Source organism: Enterobacter cloacae complex sp. P29RS (assembly GCF_014893445.1).
GTDB classification, from domain to species: Bacteria; Pseudomonadota; Gammaproteobacteria; order Enterobacterales; family Enterobacteriaceae; genus Enterobacter; species Enterobacter intestinihominis.
In genome coordinates, this window is the sequence record NZ_JADBPZ010000009.1 from 24061 (window position 1) to 41707 (window position 17647).

Consider the following 17647-nt stretch of genomic DNA (forward strand, 5'->3'; position numbering starts at 1 on the left):
CTACTCCTTATGTGGCGCAGGCTGATCTATCACCCGGAAGTTAACTACGCACTGCGACAAACGCTGGTGTTGTGTCTTCCCGTGGCCGTGGGCCTGATCCTCGGACATCTTCAGCAAGGCCTGCTGTTTTCCCTCGTGCCCGCCTGCTGCAACATTGCCGGTCTGGACACCCCGCATAAACGCTTTTTCAAACGCCTGATTATTGGCGGCTGCCTGTTTGCCGGCTGTAGCCTTGCCGTGCAACTCTTACTGGCCCGCGACATTCCTCTGCCGCTGATCCTGACCGTGCTGGCGATGACGCTTGGCGTAACCGCTGAAATCAGCTCGCTGCACGCCCGCCTGCTTCCCGCGTCGCTGATTGCCGCCATCTTCACCTTAAGCCTTGCGGGCAATATGCCGGTGTGGGAGCCATTGCTGATCTACGCCCTCGGCACGCTGTGGTACGGGCTGTTTAACTGGTTCTGGTTCTGGTTGTGGCGGGAACAGCCGCTTCGCGAATCCCTGAGCCTGCTCTACGTGCAGCTTGCTGAATACTGCGAAGCAAAATACACCCTGCTCACGCAACATACCGACCCGGAAAAATCCCTGCCGCCGCTGCTGGCACGCCAGCAAAAAGTGGTGGATCTGATCAGCCAGTGCTATCAGCAGTTGCACATGCTTGCCGCCAACAAAAATCATGAATATAAGCGGCTGCTGCGTACCTTCCAGGTCGGGCTGGATTTGCAGGAGCATATTTCCGTCAGCCTTCATAATCCGGAAGAGGTGCAAAAGCTGGTGGAGCGCAGCCATGCGGAAGCGGTGATCCGCTGGAACGCGCAGACCGTCGCGGCGCGCCTGCGGGTGCTGGCTGAGGATATCCTCTATCACCGCTATCCGACGCGCTTTAACATGGACAAACAGCTCGGCGCGCTGGAAAAGATTGCGCGTCAGCACGCGGATAACCCGGTCGGGCAGTTTGCCGCCTGGCATTTCAGCCGCATCGCCCGGGTGTTGCGCACCCAGCGCCCGCTTTATGCCCGGGACCTGATGGCCGATAAGCAAAAACGACTGCCGTTGCTGCCTGCGCTCAAAAGCTACCTGTCGCTGAGGTCTTCCGCCCTGCGCAACGCCGCAAGAATTAGCGTCATGCTCAGCATCGCCAGCCTGATGGGAATGGCCCTGCACCTGCCGAAACCCTACTGGATCTTAATGACCGTGCTGTTTGTCACCCAGAACGGCTATGGTGCCACGCGGGTGCGCATTCTGCATCGGGCGGGCGGCACGATGGCGGGGCTGATTATCGCGGGCGTAACGTTGCACTTCCACGTGCCGGAAGGGTATACGCTGGTCGGCATGCTGGCGATTACGATGGTGAGTTATCTGATCATCCGTAAAAACTACGGCTGGGCGACGGTGGGCTTTACGGTAACGGCGGTGTACACCCTGCAGTTGCTTACGCTCAACGCCGATCAGTTAATTATTGCCCGCCTGGTCGATACCCTGATTGGCTGCCTGATCGCCTTTGGCGGCATGGTCTGGCTGTGGCCGCAGTGGCAAAGTGGATTACTGAGGCAAAACGCCCACGACGCGCTGGAGGCGGATCAGCAGGCCATTCGCCTGATCCTGAGCGACGACCCGCAGCCGTCTCCGCTGGCCTACGAGCGCATGAAGGTCAACCAGGCGCATAATGCCCTGTTCAACTCCCTTAACCAGGCCATGCAGGAGCCGGGCTTCAACTCGCACTATCTGGCAGACATGAAGCTGTGGGTCACGCACAGCCAGTTTATCGTCGAACACATCAATGCCATGACCACGCTGGCGCGCGAGCACACCATGCTGACGCCGGATCTGGCGCAGCGCTATTTGCAGTCGTGTGAAATTGCCCTCCAGCGCTGTCAGCAGCGTCTGGAGTACGACGCGCCGGGCGAGTCAGGGGATTCGAACATTCTGGAAGCGCCGGAGACGCTGACCCACGGGCCGATGAGCACCCTTGAGCAGCATTTACAGCGCGTTCTCGGGCATCTCAACACCATGCACACCATTTCGTCGGTGGCATGGCGTCAGCGTCCGCATCACGGGATTTGGTTAACGCGCCGGTTAAAACGAACCGCGTATTAGCCTCTGACGATCTTCGCCACCGCCGCGGAAAAACGGGTTAACCCGTCTTCGATGTCTTTGTCTTCCACCACCAGCGACGGCGCGAAGCGCATCACGTCCGGCCCGGCGTTGAGCACCATGACGCCTTCGTGCGCGGCGGCGTGCAGGAAATCGCGCGCGCGGCCTTTGTACTGAGGCTTCAGCTCGGCACCGATCAGCAGCCCCATTCCGCGGATTTCACTGAAGACATCAAACTGTTCGTCAATCTGCTGAAGATGTTTCACAAAAAGGGCGCGTTTCGCATTCACGCCATTCAGGACGTCCGGCGTATTAATGATGTCGAACGCCGCTCCCGCCACGGCGCACGCCAGCGGATTACCGCCGTAAGTGGAGCCGTGTGAGCCCACATGAAATGCGGAAGCGATATCCTGGGTGGTGAGCACCGCGCTGACCGGGAAACCGCCGCCGAGCGCTTTCGCGCTGGTCAGAATATCCGGCGTTACGCCGTAGTGCATATAAGCGAACAGGTCTCCGGTACGCCCCATCCCACACTGCACTTCATCAAACACCAGCAGCGCCTGGTGCTCGTCGCACAGTTCGCGCAGCCCTTGCAGAAATTCCGGGGTGGCCGCCGTGACGCCGCCTTCCCCCTGAATGGGTTCGACCACCACGGCACAGGTGTGATCGTCTATCACCGCTTTAACGGCGTGCAGATCGTTAAACGGCACGTGGATGATATCCGCAGGTTTCGGACCAAAGCCGTCGGAATACTTCGGCTGGCCGCCAACGGAAACGGTAAAGAACGAGCGACCGTGGAAGGCGTTATGGAAGGCGATGATTTTGGTTTTGTACGGACTATGACGCGTGGTTGCGTAGTAGCGCGCAAGCTTAAAGGCGGTTTCGTTGGCTTCGGTGCCGGAGTTCATAAACAGCACGCGTTCGGCGAAGGTGGCATCGATGATCTTACGCCCCAGACGCAGCGCCGGTTCGTTAGTGAACACGTTGCTGGTGTGCCACAGCGTTTCGCCCTGCGTTTTCAGCGCGTCCACCAGCGCAGGATGGCAATGGCCCAGCGCCGTCACCGCAATACCGCCTGCGAAATCAACATACTCGTTGCCCTGCTGATCCCAGACGCGGCTGCCTCTCCCTTTCACCGGGATAAACTCAGCCGGTGCATAAATCGGCAGAATCACTTCATCGAATGTCGCGCGGGTAATTGCTGGTTGTTCAGTTGCCATGTCATGACCATCCATTTTTATGTCACAGTGATTGTGAAAATATAATCACAAAATATGCATAAAAAATCACAACAAGGCAACAGATATTCAGCGATTAAGGAAATTGGCCAGCAGTGCGTGCCCCTGTTCGCTGAGAATGCTTTCCGGGTGGAACTGCACCCCTTCCAGATCGTACTCGCGGTGGCGAATGCCCATGATTTCCCGGGTCTCACTCCAGGCTGTCACTTCAAAGTCTGCGGGCAGGGTCGGCGGATCAATCACCAGAGAATGGTAGCGCGTCACGGTTAACGGATTGTTTAGCCCCAGGAATACGCCGGTACCGGTGTGCGTGATCGGTGAGGTTTTGCCGTGCATGACTTTCGCGGCACGGACAATGCTGGCGCCAAAGACCTGCGCAATGGCCTGGTGACCCAGGCAGACGCCCAGAATCGGCAGCTTGCCCGCATAGTGGCGGATTACCTCCAGCGAGATACCGGACTCCGACGGCGTACACGGCCCGGGCGAAATCACGATTTTCTGGGGCGCCAGCGCGTCAATGTCAGCCAGCGCGATCTCATCGTTACGGCGGACAACCACCTCTGCCCCCAGCTCACAAAAATACTGGTAAAGGTTCCAGGTAAAGGAATCGTAGTTATCAATCAGCAGAATCATGGCGGCTCCTGAAAAAATGGCCGCCCTATTTTACTCAGATCCCCGCGCTTCGCTCACAACTTTGGCAAAGATAGCATTCAGGGCGGTCAGATCACCCATCGCCCCGCTCTGGTTGGCAGATGCCCAGTCGTCCGGGTCGATCCCCTGCCAGTTCAGCACGTAGCCCGCATGGATCGCCAGCTGTTCAAAGAAGATCCGCTGAGCCACGCCATTACCGCTCATAAACGGATGTAGCATGTTGATTTCACAGTAGTAATGACTAATTCTGTCTGTAAACTCTTCTTTCTGAAGGCCCACCAGATATTTATCGCTTTCCAGCGAAGCCATCAGCTCATTACCCACCTTCTCGATGTACTCGAAATGGCAAAATGGAATGTCGCCCTTGGAAATATCGGCGGTGCGCAGCTCGCCAGCGCCTTTCATTTCGTTGCGGAATAAATGGCGGTGAATAAGGCACAGATGGGGTAAACCCGGTGCAGAAGGCCCCAGTGCCAGCGTCTCGATATCGGGTTCAGCGGGACCCTTGCCTTTTTCAAGGAGGCAACTGGCCTGAAGATTGACGCTACGCTGTTGCTCCCAGAGTCGGGATTTTTGCTTGTCGGTGAGTTTTTTCACTACGCCTCCCTGAATAGTCCGTTTGCCACAAGTATAAGCAGCAAAACGCGCTTTCGCAGGGAGGGCGGAAAGACACGGGCAGGATGTGCCCGTGTGAGGGAACGATTACGGCAGCACTTTCGCGGAGAGAATCACCACTGGCTTAGACGGCACATTCTGGTATGGACCGACATCGTGAGTCTGAACCTGAGAGATCTTGTCCGCCACGTCCATGCCTTTCACCACTTTACCGAACACCGCGTAGCCAAAGTCGCGCTGGCCGTGGTCCAGGAAGGCGTTATCCGCCACATTGAGGAAGAACTGGCTGGTGGCGCTGTCTTTATCCGCCGTACGCGCCATGGAAATGGTGCCGCGCTTGTTCAGCAGGCCGTTATCCGCTTCATTTTTGATTGGCGGGTTAGGCTTTTTCTGCTGCATCTGCTCGTTGAAACCGCCGCCCTGAATCATAAAGCCCGGGATCACGCGGTGGAACGTGGTGTTGTTATAAAAACCACTGTTCACGTAGTCGAGGAAGTTTTTCACAGAAACAGGGGCTTTCTGGCTATCCAGCTCCAGCTCAATATTCCCCGCAGAGGTAGTCAGCAGGACGTGAGGGTCTCCTTTAGCTGCCAGCGCAGCAGGGGAAACGGCAGAAAGAGCAAACACAGCTGCGACAGCCGCCAGTGTTGATTTGAGCATGAGAATTCCTTAACAAAGCGCAGTATAAAAAGCGAATGGCTTGATTCTAAAGAGCAGTATGACCCCAGACCAGTCTTTTACCTAATTTTACGAAATTGAAACAATTATTACCGCGCAAACGATTGTTCACCCCGCGATTTAATGTGATCTCCATCACGTTAAAGCCTGCAATTGTGCTCAATATTTTCTGAAAAGATTTAATTAGATCACTTTCGCGACTAAAATCTGCCCGCTCAAACGCAGTCATTGCGTTTTTCTTTACTTTTAACAGGCCAGACATGACTAACAGCAATCGCATCAAGCTCACATGGATCAGCTTCTTCTCCTACGCCCTGACCGGCGCGTTGGTGATCGTCACCGGGATGGTGATGGGAAATATCGCAGACTATTTCCAGTTGCCCGTTTCCAGCATGAGCAATACCTTCACTTTCCTGAACGCGGGGATCCTGATCTCTATTTTCCTTAATGCCTGGCTGATGGAAATCGTGCCGCTGAAAACCCAGCTGCGCTTCGGCTTCGTGCTAATGGTTGCCGCCGTGGCGGGCCTGGTGCTGAGCCACAGCATCGCCCTCTTCTCTGCCGCCATGTTCGTGCTGGGCCTGGTGAGCGGGATCACCATGTCGATTGGTACGTTCCTGATCACCCATATGTATGAAGGCCGCCAGCGCGGCGCGCGTCTGCTGTTCACCGACTCCTTCTTCAGCATGGCCGGGATGATTTTCCCGATGGTCGCCGCGTATCTTCTGGCGCGCAGTATTGAGTGGTACTGGGTGTACGCCTGCATTGGTCTGGTCTATGTCGCGATCTTTATTCTCACCTTCGGCTGCGAGTTCCCGGTGCTGGGCAAAAAAGCGCAGACCACGTCTGAGCCAGTTGCGAAAGAAAAATGGGGTATCGGCGTGCTGTTCCTTTCCATCGCCGCGCTGTGTTACATCCTCGGCCAGCTGGGCTTTATCTCCTGGGTTCCTGAATACGCGAAAGGTCTGGGCATGAGTCTGAACGACGCGGGTAAACTGGTGAGCGATTTCTGGATGTCTTACATGTTCGGCATGTGGGCGTTTAGCTTTATCCTGCGCTTCTTCGACCTGCAACGGATCCTGACCGTTCTGGCGGGTCTGGCAACCGTGCTGATGTATCTGTTCATCAACGGTTCCCCGGAGCATATGCCGTGGTTCATCCTGACCCTGGGCTTCTTCTCCAGCGCGATTTATACCTCGATCATCACCCTTGGCTCTCTTCAGACCAAAGTGGCCTCGCCAAAGCTGGTGAATTTCGTGCTGACCTGCGGCACCATCGGCACCATGCTGACCTTCGTGGTCACGGGCCCAATTGTGGCGCACAGCGGCCCGCTGGCGGCGCTGCATACCGCTAACGGTCTGTACGCCGTGGTGTTCATCATGTGCTTCGTGCTGGGCTTTGTGACCCGTCACCGTCAACACAACCCGGCAACAGCTACCCACTAATCGCCGTAACCCCTTTGCGTACTGCAAAGGGGTTTTCCCCTGCTCACCCGCCCTGCCCGCCGATGGGTAAAAAACCCCACCAAAATTGTGCGAAAAACAAGCAAGCACAAAAATCAAACAATATCCGTAACTTATAAAAATCCTGACAAATCATAGATATACCCCCTAAGGGGTAGGTGAAGGCGTATTTGATTTGCATCAATAAGTGCCCCTGCTGAATCGTTAAGGTAGGCAGTAATAGAAAAGAAATCGAGGCAAAAATGAGCAAAGTCAGACTCGCTATCATCGGTAACGGCATGGTCGGCCACCGCTTTATTGAGGATCTTCTCGATAAAGCCGATGCTAACCAGTTCGATATTACCGTGTTCTGTGAAGAACCCCGCAAGGCGTACGACCGTGTGCACTTGTCCTCCTACTTCTCTCACCATACCGCCGAAGAACTCTCTCTGGTGCGTGAAGGTTTCTACGAGAAGCATGGCGTAAAAGTGCTGGTGGGCGAACGCGCTATCACCATCAACCGTCAGGAGAAAGTGATCCACTCCAGCGCCGGACGCACGGTTTTTTACGATAAGCTGATCATGGCGACAGGCTCGTATCCGTGGATCCCGCCGATTAAAGGTTCGGAAACCCAGGATTGCTTCGTTTACCGTACCATTGAAGACCTCAACGCCATTGAATCCTGCGCACGTCGAAGCAAACGCGGCGCGGTTGTCGGTGGTGGTCTGCTGGGTCTGGAAGCGGCAGGCGCACTGAAAAACCTCGGCGTTGAAACCCACGTCATCGAATTTGCCCCGATGCTGATGGCGGAACAGCTGGACCATATGGGTGGCGACCAGTTACGCCGTAAAATCGAAAGCATGGGCGTGAAGGTTCACACCAGCAAGAACACCAAAGAGATCGTGCAGGAAGGCACTGAAGCGCGTAAAACCATGCGCTTTGCCGACGGCAGCGAGCTGGAAGTGGATTTCATCGTCTTCTCCACCGGCATTCGCCCGCGCGACAAGCTGGCTACTCAGTGCGGTCTGGCCGTTGCGCAGCGCGGCGGGATCATGATCAACGACACCTGCCAGACCTCCGATCCGGACATCTACGCCATCGGCGAATGCGCCAGCTGGAATAACCGCGTATACGGTCTGGTTGCACCTGGGTACAAAATGGCGCAGGTCGCCGTTGACCATATCCTCGGCAGCGAAAACGCCTTCACCGGCGCAGACATGAGCGCGAAGCTGAAGCTGCTGGGCGTGGACGTGGGCGGTATTGGCGATGCGCATGGTCGCACCCCGAACTCCCGCAGCTATGTTTATCTGGACGAAAGCAAAGAAGTCTACAAACGTCTTATCGTCAGCCAGGACAACAAAACCCTGCTCGGGGCGGTGCTGGTGGGCGACACCAGCGACTTCGGCAACCTGCTCCAGCTGGTGCTGAACGCCATTGAGCTGCCGGAAAACCCGGATGCGCTGATCCTCCCGGCGCACGCCTCCAGCGGTAAGCCGTCCATTGGCGTGGATAAACTGCCGGACAGCGCGCAAATCTGCTCCTGCTTCGACGTCACCAAAGGCATGCTGATCTCCGCCATTAACAAAGGCTGCCACACCGTTGCGGCGCTGAAGGCGGAAACCAAAGCCGGGACCGGCTGCGGCGGCTGTATCCCGCTGGTCACCCAGGTGCTGAACGCCGAGCTGGCAAAACAGGGCATTGAAGTGAACAACAACCTGTGCGAGCACTTCGCTTACTCTCGCCAGGAGCTGTACCACCTGATCCGCGTGGAAGGCATTAAGTCCTTCGACGAACTGCTGGAGAAACACGGCCAGGGCTATGGCTGTGAAGTATGTAAGCCTACCGTCGGTTCCCTGCTTGCGTCCTGCTGGAACGAATATGTGCTCAAACCAGAACACACTCCGCTTCAGGACACCAACGATAACTTCCTGGCCAATATTCAGAAAGACGGGACTTACTCGGTGATCCCGCGTTCTGCCGGGGGAGAAATTACCCCTGAAGGGCTGGTCGCCGTGGGCCGTATCGCCCGTGAGTTTAATCTGTACACCAAAATCACCGGTTCCCAGCGTATCGGCCTGTTTGGTGCGCAGAAAGATGATCTGCCGGAAATCTGGCGTCAGCTGATTGAGGCGGGCTTCGAAACCGGTCACGCGTACGCCAAGGCGCTGCGCATGGCGAAAACCTGCGTGGGCAGCACCTGGTGCCGCTACGGCGTGGGCGACAGCGTGGGCTTCGGCGTCGAGCTGGAAAACCGCTACAAAGGTATCCGTACGCCGCACAAAATGAAGTTCGGCGTCTCAGGGTGTACCCGTGAATGTGCGGAAGCACAGGGTAAAGACGTGGGTATTATCGCCACCGAGAAAGGCTGGAACCTGTACGTGTGCGGTAACGGCGGGATGAAACCTCGCCACGCCGATCTGCTGGCTGCCGATCTCGATCGCGATACGCTGATCAAATACCTCGACCGCTTCATGATGTTCTACATTCGTACCGCCGATAAGCTGACCCGTACCGCGTCCTGGCTGGATAATCTCGAAGGCGGCATCGACTATCTGAAGTCAGTCATTATCGACGACAAGCTGGGCCTGAATGAACAGCTGGAATCCGAGATGACTCGCCTGCGCGAGGCGGTTATCTGCGAGTGGACCGAAACCGTGAACACGCCAGCGGCGCAGACGCGCTTCAAACACTTTATCAACAGCACCCAGCGCGACCCGAACGTGCAGGTGGTGCCGGAGCGCGAACAGCATCGTCCAGCGACCCCGTATGAACGTATTCCGGTGATGCTGGTGGAGGAAAACGCATGAGCCAGTGGGTAAACATCTGCAACATTAACGACATTCTGCCAGCAACCGGCGTCTGTGCCCTGCTGGGCAACGAGCAGGTGGCGATTTTCCGCCCTCGCCACGATGAACAGGTTTTTGCCATCAGCAATATCGACCCGTTCTTCGAGGCCAGCGTGCTCTCCCGCGGTCTGATTGCGGAGCACCAGGGCGAACTGTGGGTTGCCAGCCCGCTGAAAAAGCAGCGCTTCCGCTTAACCGACGGGCGCTGCATGGAAGATGAAAGCTTCTCGGTCAAACACTACGACGTCCGCGTGAAGGACGGCGAGGTGCAGCTGAAAGCGTAACCCCTCGCCTTTTCAATAGGAAAGGCTTATGACCCCTTATGGGTAACGGCAGGAAAAACCGTATGTTCTGTACGATTCCTGCTGTTATCCTGACGTCAATTCTTCCCCCGCCATGAATGCTGTGAGGTAACGTCGTGGATCACCTGCCGATTTTTTGTCAATTACGCAACCGCGACTGCCTGCTCGTGGGCGGCGGCGATGTGGCTGAACGCAAGGCGCGCCTGCTGTTAGAGGCGGGCGCCCGACTGACCGTTAACGCCCTCACCTTCACCCCACAGTTTGACGTCTGGGCGCAGGAAGGGATGCTCACGCAGGTGCAGGGCGAATTTGATGAATCCCTGCTGGATACTTGCTGGCTGACCATCGCCGCAACGGATAACGATGACGTTAACCAGCGCGTCAGCGACGCCTGCGAAGCGCGCCGCATCTTCTGTAACGTGGTGGATGCGCCGAAAGAGGCGAGCTTTATCATGCCATCCATTATCGACCGCTCGCCGCTGATGATTGCGGTGTCGTCCGGTGGCCGCTCGCCCGTTCTTGCCCGTCTGCTGCGGGAAAAACTGGAAGCCGTGCTGCCTCAACACCTTGGTCAGATTGCCCATTATGCCGGGCAGCTGCGTTCCCGCGTGAAGCAAACCTTCGCAACCGTGGGCGAACGCCGTCGCTTCTGGGAGAAGTTCTTTGTCAACGACAGGCTGGCGCAGTCGCTGGCCAATCAGGACGCCAAAGCGGTTGATGAGACGACCGAGCAACTCCTCTCTGAACCGCTGGATCATCGCGGTGAAGTGGTACTGGTGGGCGCAGGTCCCGGCGATGCGGGCTTGCTGACGCTGAAGGGTCTCCAGCAGATCCAGCAGGCGGACATCGTGGTGTATGACCGTCTGGTCTCTGATGACATCATGAATCTGGTGCGCCGCGATGCTGACCGCGTGTTCGTCGGCAAACGGGCAGGTTATCACTGCGTACCGCAGGAGGAGATCAACCAGATCCTGCTGCGGGAAGCGCAAAAAGGTAAGCGCGTGGTGCGTCTGAAAGGGGGCGATCCGTTTATCTTTGGTCGCGGCGGCGAGGAGCTGGAAACTCTCTGCAACGCGGGCATTCCGTTCTCCGTGGTGCCGGGCATTACGGCGGCATCCGGCTGTTCTGCCTATTCCGGCATTCCGTTAACCCATCGCGACTATGCCCAGAGCGTGCGCCTGGTGACGGGCCACCTGAAAACCGGCAGCGAACTGGACTGGCATAATCTGGCCGCTGAAAAGCAGACTCTGGTCTTCTACATGGGGCTAAATCAGGCAGCCACGATTCAGGCGAAACTGCTGGAGCACGGCATGGAAGCAGATATGCCGGTCGCGCTGGTAGAAAACGGTACCGCCATTACGCAGCGCGTGGTCGATGGCGTACTGACGCAGCTGGGCGAGCTGGCGCAGCAGGTTGAAAGCCCGGCGCTGATCGTGGTGGGCCGCGTGGTAGCACTGCGTGAAAAACTGAACTGGTTCTCCAGCCACTAACGCACAATCTCTCTCCCGGGAGTAGTCTTGAAGCGGACTACTCCCTTCTTACCTCAGTCGATAACATACCGCCCGCGTAATGGAACTTTTCCATTTATTCCCTCGTGTTACATCCAATTTTTTGATTTTATTGACAAGGAATGCGTATGTTCAAACTGGCAAAAGCTGCCGTACTGGTCGGCCTGTTAACAACTCTGACGGCCTGCACCGGTCACGTTCAAAATACTAAAAATAATTGCAGCTACGATTACCTGCTGCATCCGGCAATCTCCATTTCGAAGATCATCGGCGGTTGCGGCCCGGCGGCACAGCAGTAAGCGTTTTTCAGGCGTAAAAAAACCGGGGATTTCCCGGTTTTTTTTCGTCAGTTTTGTCGGGTGGCGGCTCCGCCTTACCCGACCTACACGGTCCCGTAGGCCGGGTAAGCGTAAGCGCCACCCGGCAAAGCGGCTTAAGGTTTCGCCACAAACCCAATCGCCTCGTACACCGCTTTCAGGGTTTCGGAGGCGCGCGCGCTGGCTTTTTCCGCGCCCTCTTTCATCACTTTTTGCAGGAAAACTTCGTCGTTACGGTAACGGTGATAGCGCTCCTGCAACTCGGTCAGCATGCCGGAAACGGCGTCTGCCACTTCACCTTTCAGGTGGCCGTACATCTTGCCTTCAAAGTGTTTTTCCAGCTCAGGGATGCTCTGTCCGGTCACACCGGAGAGAATGTCCAGCAGGTTGGATACGCCCGCTTTGTTCTGCACGTCGTAGCGCACCACTGGCGGCTCGTCGGAGTCGGTCACCGCACGCTTGAGCTTTTTCACCACCGATTTCGGATCTTCCAGCAGGCCGATAACGTTGTTGCGGTTATCGTCAGACTTGGACATCTTTTTGGTCGGCTCCAGCAGCGACATCACGCGCGCGCCGGATTTCGGAATAAACGGCTCAGGCACTTTGAACACGTCGCCGTAAAGCGCATTGAAGCGCTGGGCGATATCGCGGCTCAGCTCCAGGTGCTGCTTCTGATCTTCGCCCACTGGTACCTGGTTGGTCTGGTACAGCAGAATATCTGCCGCCATCAGCACCGGATAATCAAACAGACCGGCGTTGATGTTTTCAGAGTAGCGCGCAGATTTATCCTTGAACTGGGTCATGCGGCTCAGCTCGCCGAAATAGGTGTAGCAGTTCAGCGCCCAGCCCAGCTGCGCGTGCTCTGGCACGTGAGACTGAACAAAAATGGTGCTCTTCTCGGGATCGATACCGCACGCCAGGTACAGCGACAGCGTATCGAGCGTCGCCTTGCGCAGCTTCTCGGGATCCTGACGCGCGGTGATAGCATGCAAATCCACGATGCAGTAAATGCAGTGGTAGTCATCCTGCATGCTCACCCACTGACGTAACGCACCCATGTAGTTACCAATGGTCAGTTCACCTGAAGGCTGTGCGCCACTAAAAACGATGGGCTTAGTCATTATTCAATTCCTGATGTTCACTGTGCGAGAGCCCGAGTGCGGGCAACAAATCATTGAAGTGGTCGAACACAACGTCCGGCTCACTCAGCGTAATGGCTTCACCGTAGTTGTAGCCGTAGGTCAACCCAACAGACGGGCAACCTGCCGCTCTGGCGGCCAGAATATCATTGCGGGAATCCCCGACAAAGAGCAGCTCCGCAGGCGCTAAGGATAATTTTCCTGCCACCAGCAATAGCGGTTCCGGATGCGGCTTTTTATTCTGCACGTCATCGCCGCCCACAATTACGGAGAAGTATTTCGCGATATCCAGCGCTTCCAGCAGAGGCGCAACGAACGGTGTTGGCTTGTTGGTCACCAGCCCCAGCGGGATGCCTTTCGCATGTAGCGCGCTCAGCGTTTCAGCGACATCCGGGAACAGGAAGCTGCCCTCTTCGACGGTCTCTTCGTAGAAACGGTCGAACAGTTTGCGCAGAATACGCTGCTGCTCATCCTGGGGAATATCCGCGTGGTCAACACTCGGTTTCCCTTGCGCGGAACGCTGAGAGGCACGTTCCTGACGAGCCCAGGTCAGCGCGCGCTCCATCAGCACGTCTGCACCGTTACCAATCCACCTCACGACGCGCTCTTCGCCCGCAACGGGGAGTTCAAGGGCATACAGCGCCTGATCGACGGCGCGGGTTAATCCTGGCGCGCTGTCGACCAGCGTGCCGTCGAGGTCAAATGCTACACCCCGAATAGCCTGCAATTTATCCATGACTTACCTTCGCCAGTTCACGGCGCATTTCATCAATGACTTTTTTGTAATCCGGTTGATCGAAGATGGCGGAGCCTGCGACGAACATATCCGCCCCTGCCGCCGCAATCTCACCGATGTTATTGACCTTCACGCCGCCGTCCACTTCCAGACGAATATCATAGCCAGACTCATCAATGCGGCGGCGCACTTCACGCAGCTTGTCGAGCGTCTGAGGAATAAACGACTGGCCGCCAAAGCCCGGGTTGACGGACATCAGCAGAATTACGTCCAGCTTGTCCATCACGTAGTCGAGATAGCTCAGCGGGGTCGCCGGGTTAAAGACCAGCCCCGCCTTACAGCCGTTCTCTTTGATCAGCTGTAGCGTGCGGTCAACGTGTTCGGAGGCTTCCGGGTGGAAAGTGATGATGCTGGCACCCGCCGCGGCGAAATCAGGCACGATGCGGTCAACCGGTTTCACCATCAGATGCACGTCAATGGGCGCGGTGATCCCGTAGTTACGCAGCGCTTTAAGCACCATAGGACCGATGGTCAGGTTGGGAACGTAGTGGTTATCCATAACGTCGAAATGGACGACATCCGCGCCAGCCGCGAGAGCTTTGGCAGTGTCTTCACCCAGGCGGGCAAAATCGGCCGACAGAATTGAGGGGGCAATCAAAAACTGTTTCATCCGCATCTCCTTGAAATGTGTTTACCGGCGGGCAAAGGCTCAGGGTCGATAAAGCGCCAGAAGTTCGTCCACCTTTTTACGTGTGCCGCCATTGCTACTAATGCTCCGCCGCACTTTTACCTGAAAATGCTTCGCGGCTTTGTACCATTCGCGCGTATCAGGCGTGTCGTGATTCGAAATTAACACCGGAATTCTTTTGCTGACCAGCTTTTCCGCCATCTCAGCCAGACGCGCCTGCTCGGCCGGGCTGAAGCTGTTGGTGTGGTAGGCGGTGAAATTTGCCGTGGCAGACAGCGGCGCGTAAGGCGGGTCGCAGTAGACCACCGAGTTTACGCCCGCCAGCTCCATGCACTCTTCATAGGAGAGACAGTAGAACTCGGCATTCTGCGCTTTTTCAGCAAAGTGATACAGCTCGTCCTGTGGGAAGTAGGGACGCTTATAGCGGCCAAACGGCACGTTAAACTCGCCACGCAGATTATACCGGCACAGACCGTTGTAACCATGGCGGTTGAGATAAAGAAACAACAGCGCGCGACGGAACGGATCCTGGCTTTGATTAAACTCAGCGCGGAACTGATAGTAGACGTCCGGGTTGTTGTTCTCTGGCGTAAACAGCTTCCGCGCCTCTTCCACATACTCATCGGTACGCAGTTTGACGATGTTATAGAGGCTGATAAGGTCGCTGTTGATATCCGCCAGGATATAACGAGAAAAATCGGTATTCAGGAACACCGATCCAGCACCCACGAAGGGCTCGATAAGACACTCGCCTTTCGGCAGGTGCTTTTTAATATCGTCGAGCAGGGGGTATTTCCCCCCTGCCCATTTAAGAAAAGCGCGATTTTTTTTCATGCTGACTAACTGATTACACCTTCTCCGGCTGTGGAGAAAGCTCCGACAGCATCCTGCGCTTTAAACATTACTTCAGATCGGCCTGCACCTGATGAATTGGCTTCGCCCACGGGTTTTTCGCCTGCACATCGGCAGGCAGCGTGGAGACGGCTCGTTTTGCTTCATCTTTTGAGGCATAAACTCCGCTTACCAGAACGTACCAAGGCTGTCCGTTACGGGTCGTCTGATAAACCACATAGTTTTTCAGATTCGATTTCTTCGCCCAGGCGTTGAGGTTGTCGTAGTTAGACGAACTGCTCAGCTGCAACGTGTAGTTGCTGGATGATGCGGATTTCAGAGAACCCACGTTACCCGTCGTTTTACCTGCCGCGGTGCTGGATGCGCTAGCGGTTGGCGTAGCAGCCGGTGCCGCAGTTGCAGCAGGCGCGGTTGTGGTCGCCGTTGCTTTAGGTGCAGCGGTTGCCGCAGGCGTTGGCGCTTTAACCGGTTGGCTCACCGCAGGTTTTGTCTGCGCTGGCGCTTTCGTTTCTGGCGCTTTTGCCACGGTCTGCGGTTTCGTCTCACGCTTCGGCTCAATCACAGCCTGCTTACGCTCCTGACGCGGCGCAGTCTGGGTATGGCGCGGTTTGGTTTCCGTTGCCGCCGTTTGCTGCTGGGCATTGCTGCCATGAACTGGCGCAACGGTGGCAGGTTCAGTAGGCAGCGTGGAGTTCACCACGGCAGCGTTAACCTGCTCCTGATTCTGCGGCTGCGTCAGCGCGTTATTCAGATCGCCCTGAACTTCAACACGCTGCTGGCCCTCCGGCGTAACAGGCGCCTGGCCCTGAGTTGGGGTCGCAGAGACGGGCGGCAGAGAGATATCCTGACCGGCGCTGGTGTTACCTGCGGTCTGCTCTGCGGAAGTGGTGCCCGGCGCTGGCTGAGCGCCATTCGCCTGGTTGCTCGCATCGTTACCAGACAGGTCGATGCTCTTCTCGGCAGACGCTGTCTGCTCGGTAGAATGGGTAGAAGGTGCTTTTAGCGCGGAACCAATGCCGACAATCAGCAATACCAGAACCAGAACGCCAAGGCCCATCATGATGTACTGACGGGAGGCCGGTTTTGCCGCTACCGCTTTTTTACGTTTGCGCGGACGACGTTCAACAGGCTGTTCATCCATTAACTCTTCTTCGGATTCATACTCCTCGTCTTCACGCTCATTTCGCGCGTTACGGCTACGCGAAGGGCGACGATCGTCTGCATCCAGATCGACATCGTCAAAGTTGATCTGCGGCTCGTTATCACGTTCTGAAGATTGACGAGAACGACCAGTACGACGATCGCTGGGATCGGGTTTCAGCTCGTCTTCTGGTTTGAATTCATCCATTTAACACCCCACTCAAAGGCTTCTGCCAACGACTCTGCATTTACCTGAAGCTAAAACGACCACCTGTTACAGCAGCCTGACCTTTCTAGTTGTTACGCCTGCTGACAATCAGCAATAGCGCCAAGTACGACTTCGTGCGGCACTCCGCCGCGCACTTCACTTTTCCCTATTGCAAGCGGGAGTACCAGACGCATCTCACCTGCCAATACTTTTTTATCGCGCATCATGTGGGGAAGGTACGCTTGCGCAGACATTTCCTGCGGACCACTCACCGGCAAGCCAGCACGTTTAAGCAACGTGATGATACGTGCTGTCTCTTCCGGCCTGAACTGCCCCAGACGTTCAGAGGCACGGGCCGCCATGACCATTCCGGCAGCGACAGCTTCACCGTGAAGCCAGTTACCGTAGCCCATTTCGGCTTCGATCGCATGACCAAACGTATGCCCCAGATTCAGTAAAGCACGTAAGCCGGTTTCACGCTCATCTGCGGCAACGACTTCTGCTTTCAGCTCACAGCACCGGCGAATACAGTAGGCCATTGCCTGCCCATCGAGGCGCAGCAGCGCATCCATATTCTCTTCCAGCCAGGTGAAGAACTCACCGTCAAGAATAATGCCGTATTTGATCACTTCTGCAAGGCCGGACGCCAGTTCGCGCGCTGGCAAGGTTTGCAGACAGTCGAGATCCACCACCACCGATGCAGGCTGGTAGAACGCGCCAATCATGTTTTTGCCGAGCGGATGGTTAACCGCCGTTTTACCGCCCACAGAAGAATCGACCTGTGAGAGCAACGTGGTTGGAATTTGAATAAAGCGCACACCGCGCTGGTAGCTGGCGGCTGCAAAACCGGTCAGATCGCCCACAACGCCGCCGCCCAGGGCAAGCAGTGTTGTATCACGACCGTGCGGTTTTTGCAGAAGTGCGGTAAAGACGGTATCCAGTACCGTCAGGCTTTTGTACTGCTCGCCATCGGGCAGAATCACACTGTCGACCTTCACGCCCGCCTGCTCAAGCAGGTGGCGTACACGGTCGAGATAAAGCGGAGCCAGCGTCTCGTTGGTGACCAGCATCGCCTGATCACCCGCTTTCAGTGGTAAGAAGGAAGCTGGATCGTTAAACAAACCAGCCGCGATGGTGATAGGGTAACTACGTTCCCCGAGAGTAACTGTAATCCTCTCCATGACGCGACATCC

General features: G+C 56.3%; 16 protein-coding genes. 6 read left to right on the forward strand and 10 right to left on the reverse strand.

What is annotated here, in order from left to right; genetic code table 11:
- Nucleotides 1-9: 9 nt before the first annotated feature.
- Nucleotides 10-2097 carry a YccS/YhfK family putative transporter gene (locus IM282_RS08620; RefSeq protein WP_192970345.1) on the forward strand — a complete coding sequence of 696 codons (2088 nt, stop codon included), beginning with the start codon at nt 10-12 and terminating at the stop codon, nt 2095-2097.
- Here IM282_RS08620 and IM282_RS08625 read toward each other — a convergent pair.
- The 4 genes from IM282_RS08625 to ppiA all read right to left on the reverse strand — a co-directional run bounded on the left by IM282_RS08625 (nt 2094) and on the right by ppiA (nt 5258).
- The gene (locus IM282_RS08625; RefSeq protein ID WP_176486846.1) at nt 2094-3314 is read right to left on the reverse strand and encodes an aspartate aminotransferase family protein; all 1221 of its coding nucleotides are present in this window, start codon (nt 3312-3314) and stop codon (nt 2094-2096) included. The two genes, IM282_RS08620 and IM282_RS08625, sit on opposite strands and share 4 nt — an antisense overlap.
- Before the next feature lie 87 nt (nt 3315-3401).
- Nucleotides 3402-3965: an aminodeoxychorismate synthase component 2 gene (pabA, locus tag IM282_RS08630; protein WP_022649612.1), complete on the reverse strand. Its 564-nt coding sequence runs from the start codon at nt 3963-3965 to the stop codon at nt 3402-3404.
- A gap of 30 nt (nt 3966-3995) precedes the next feature.
- Nucleotides 3996-4580, reverse strand: a complete 585-nt coding sequence (locus IM282_RS08635) for a putative adenosine monophosphate-protein transferase Fic (protein ID WP_023298771.1) — start codon at nt 4578-4580, stop codon at nt 3996-3998.
- 105 nt (nt 4581-4685) lie between these two features.
- Entirely contained in the window at nt 4686-5258 is a 573-nt protein-coding gene (gene ppiA, locus IM282_RS08640; protein WP_022649614.1) for a peptidylprolyl isomerase A, read from the reverse strand.
- A gap of 278 nt (nt 5259-5536) precedes the next feature.
- Between ppiA and tsgA the strand changes: the two genes are divergently transcribed.
- From tsgA to IM282_RS08665, 5 genes are all read left to right on the forward strand, one after another.
- A complete protein-coding gene (tsgA, locus tag IM282_RS08645; protein WP_022649615.1) occupies nt 5537-6721 on the forward strand; it encodes an MFS transporter TsgA in 1185 nt (394 codons plus the stop codon).
- A gap of 260 nt (nt 6722-6981) precedes the next feature.
- Nucleotides 6982-9525, forward strand: a complete 2544-nt coding sequence (nirB, locus tag IM282_RS08650) for a nitrite reductase large subunit NirB (protein ID WP_022649616.1) — start codon at nt 6982-6984, stop codon at nt 9523-9525.
- Nucleotides 9522-9848, forward strand: coding sequence for a nitrite reductase small subunit NirD (gene nirD / locus IM282_RS08655; RefSeq protein ID WP_022649617.1), 327 nt, complete (start codon nt 9522-9524; stop codon nt 9846-9848). The genes nirB and nirD overlap by 4 nt, the downstream gene beginning before the upstream one ends.
- 134 nt (nt 9849-9982) lie before the next feature.
- The gene (gene cysG, locus IM282_RS08660; RefSeq protein WP_192970320.1) at nt 9983-11356 is read left to right on the forward strand and encodes a siroheme synthase CysG; all 1374 of its coding nucleotides are present in this window, start codon (nt 9983-9985) and stop codon (nt 11354-11356) included.
- 146 nt (nt 11357-11502) lie between these two features.
- On the forward strand, nt 11503-11673 hold the full coding sequence (locus IM282_RS08665; RefSeq protein ID WP_003861638.1) for a YhfL family protein: 171 nt from the start codon (nt 11503-11505) through the stop codon (nt 11671-11673).
- 134 nt (nt 11674-11807) lie between these two features.
- Here the strand turns inward: IM282_RS08665 and trpS are convergent, their stop codons facing one another.
- The 6 genes from trpS to aroB form a co-directional block, all read right to left on the reverse strand.
- Nucleotides 11808-12812, reverse strand: a complete 1005-nt coding sequence (trpS, locus tag IM282_RS08670) for a tryptophan--tRNA ligase (protein ID WP_192970321.1) — start codon at nt 12810-12812, stop codon at nt 11808-11810.
- Nucleotides 12805-13566, reverse strand: a complete 762-nt coding sequence (gene gph / locus IM282_RS08675; RefSeq protein WP_192970322.1) for a phosphoglycolate phosphatase — start codon at nt 13564-13566, stop codon at nt 12805-12807. The genes trpS and gph overlap by 8 nt, the downstream gene beginning before the upstream one ends.
- A complete protein-coding gene (rpe, locus tag IM282_RS08680) occupies nt 13559-14236 on the reverse strand; it encodes a ribulose-phosphate 3-epimerase (RefSeq protein ID WP_003861634.1) in 678 nt (225 codons plus the stop codon). Before rpe ends, gph begins: the two co-directional genes overlap by 8 nt.
- 39 nt (nt 14237-14275) lie before the next feature.
- Nucleotides 14276-15088 carry an adenine-specific DNA-methyltransferase gene (dam, locus tag IM282_RS08685; protein ID WP_003861633.1) on the reverse strand — a complete coding sequence of 271 codons (813 nt, stop codon included), beginning with the start codon at nt 15086-15088 and terminating at the stop codon, nt 14276-14278.
- A gap of 67 nt (nt 15089-15155) precedes the next feature.
- Nucleotides 15156-16454 carry a cell division protein DamX gene (gene damX, locus IM282_RS08690; protein ID WP_022649621.1) on the reverse strand — a complete coding sequence of 433 codons (1299 nt, stop codon included), beginning with the start codon at nt 16452-16454 and terminating at the stop codon, nt 15156-15158.
- Between the two features lie 92 nt (nt 16455-16546).
- On the reverse strand, nt 16547-17635 hold the full coding sequence (gene aroB / locus IM282_RS08695; protein ID WP_022649622.1) for a 3-dehydroquinate synthase: 1089 nt from the start codon (nt 17633-17635) through the stop codon (nt 16547-16549).
- Between the last annotated feature and the right edge of the window lie 12 nt (nt 17636-17647).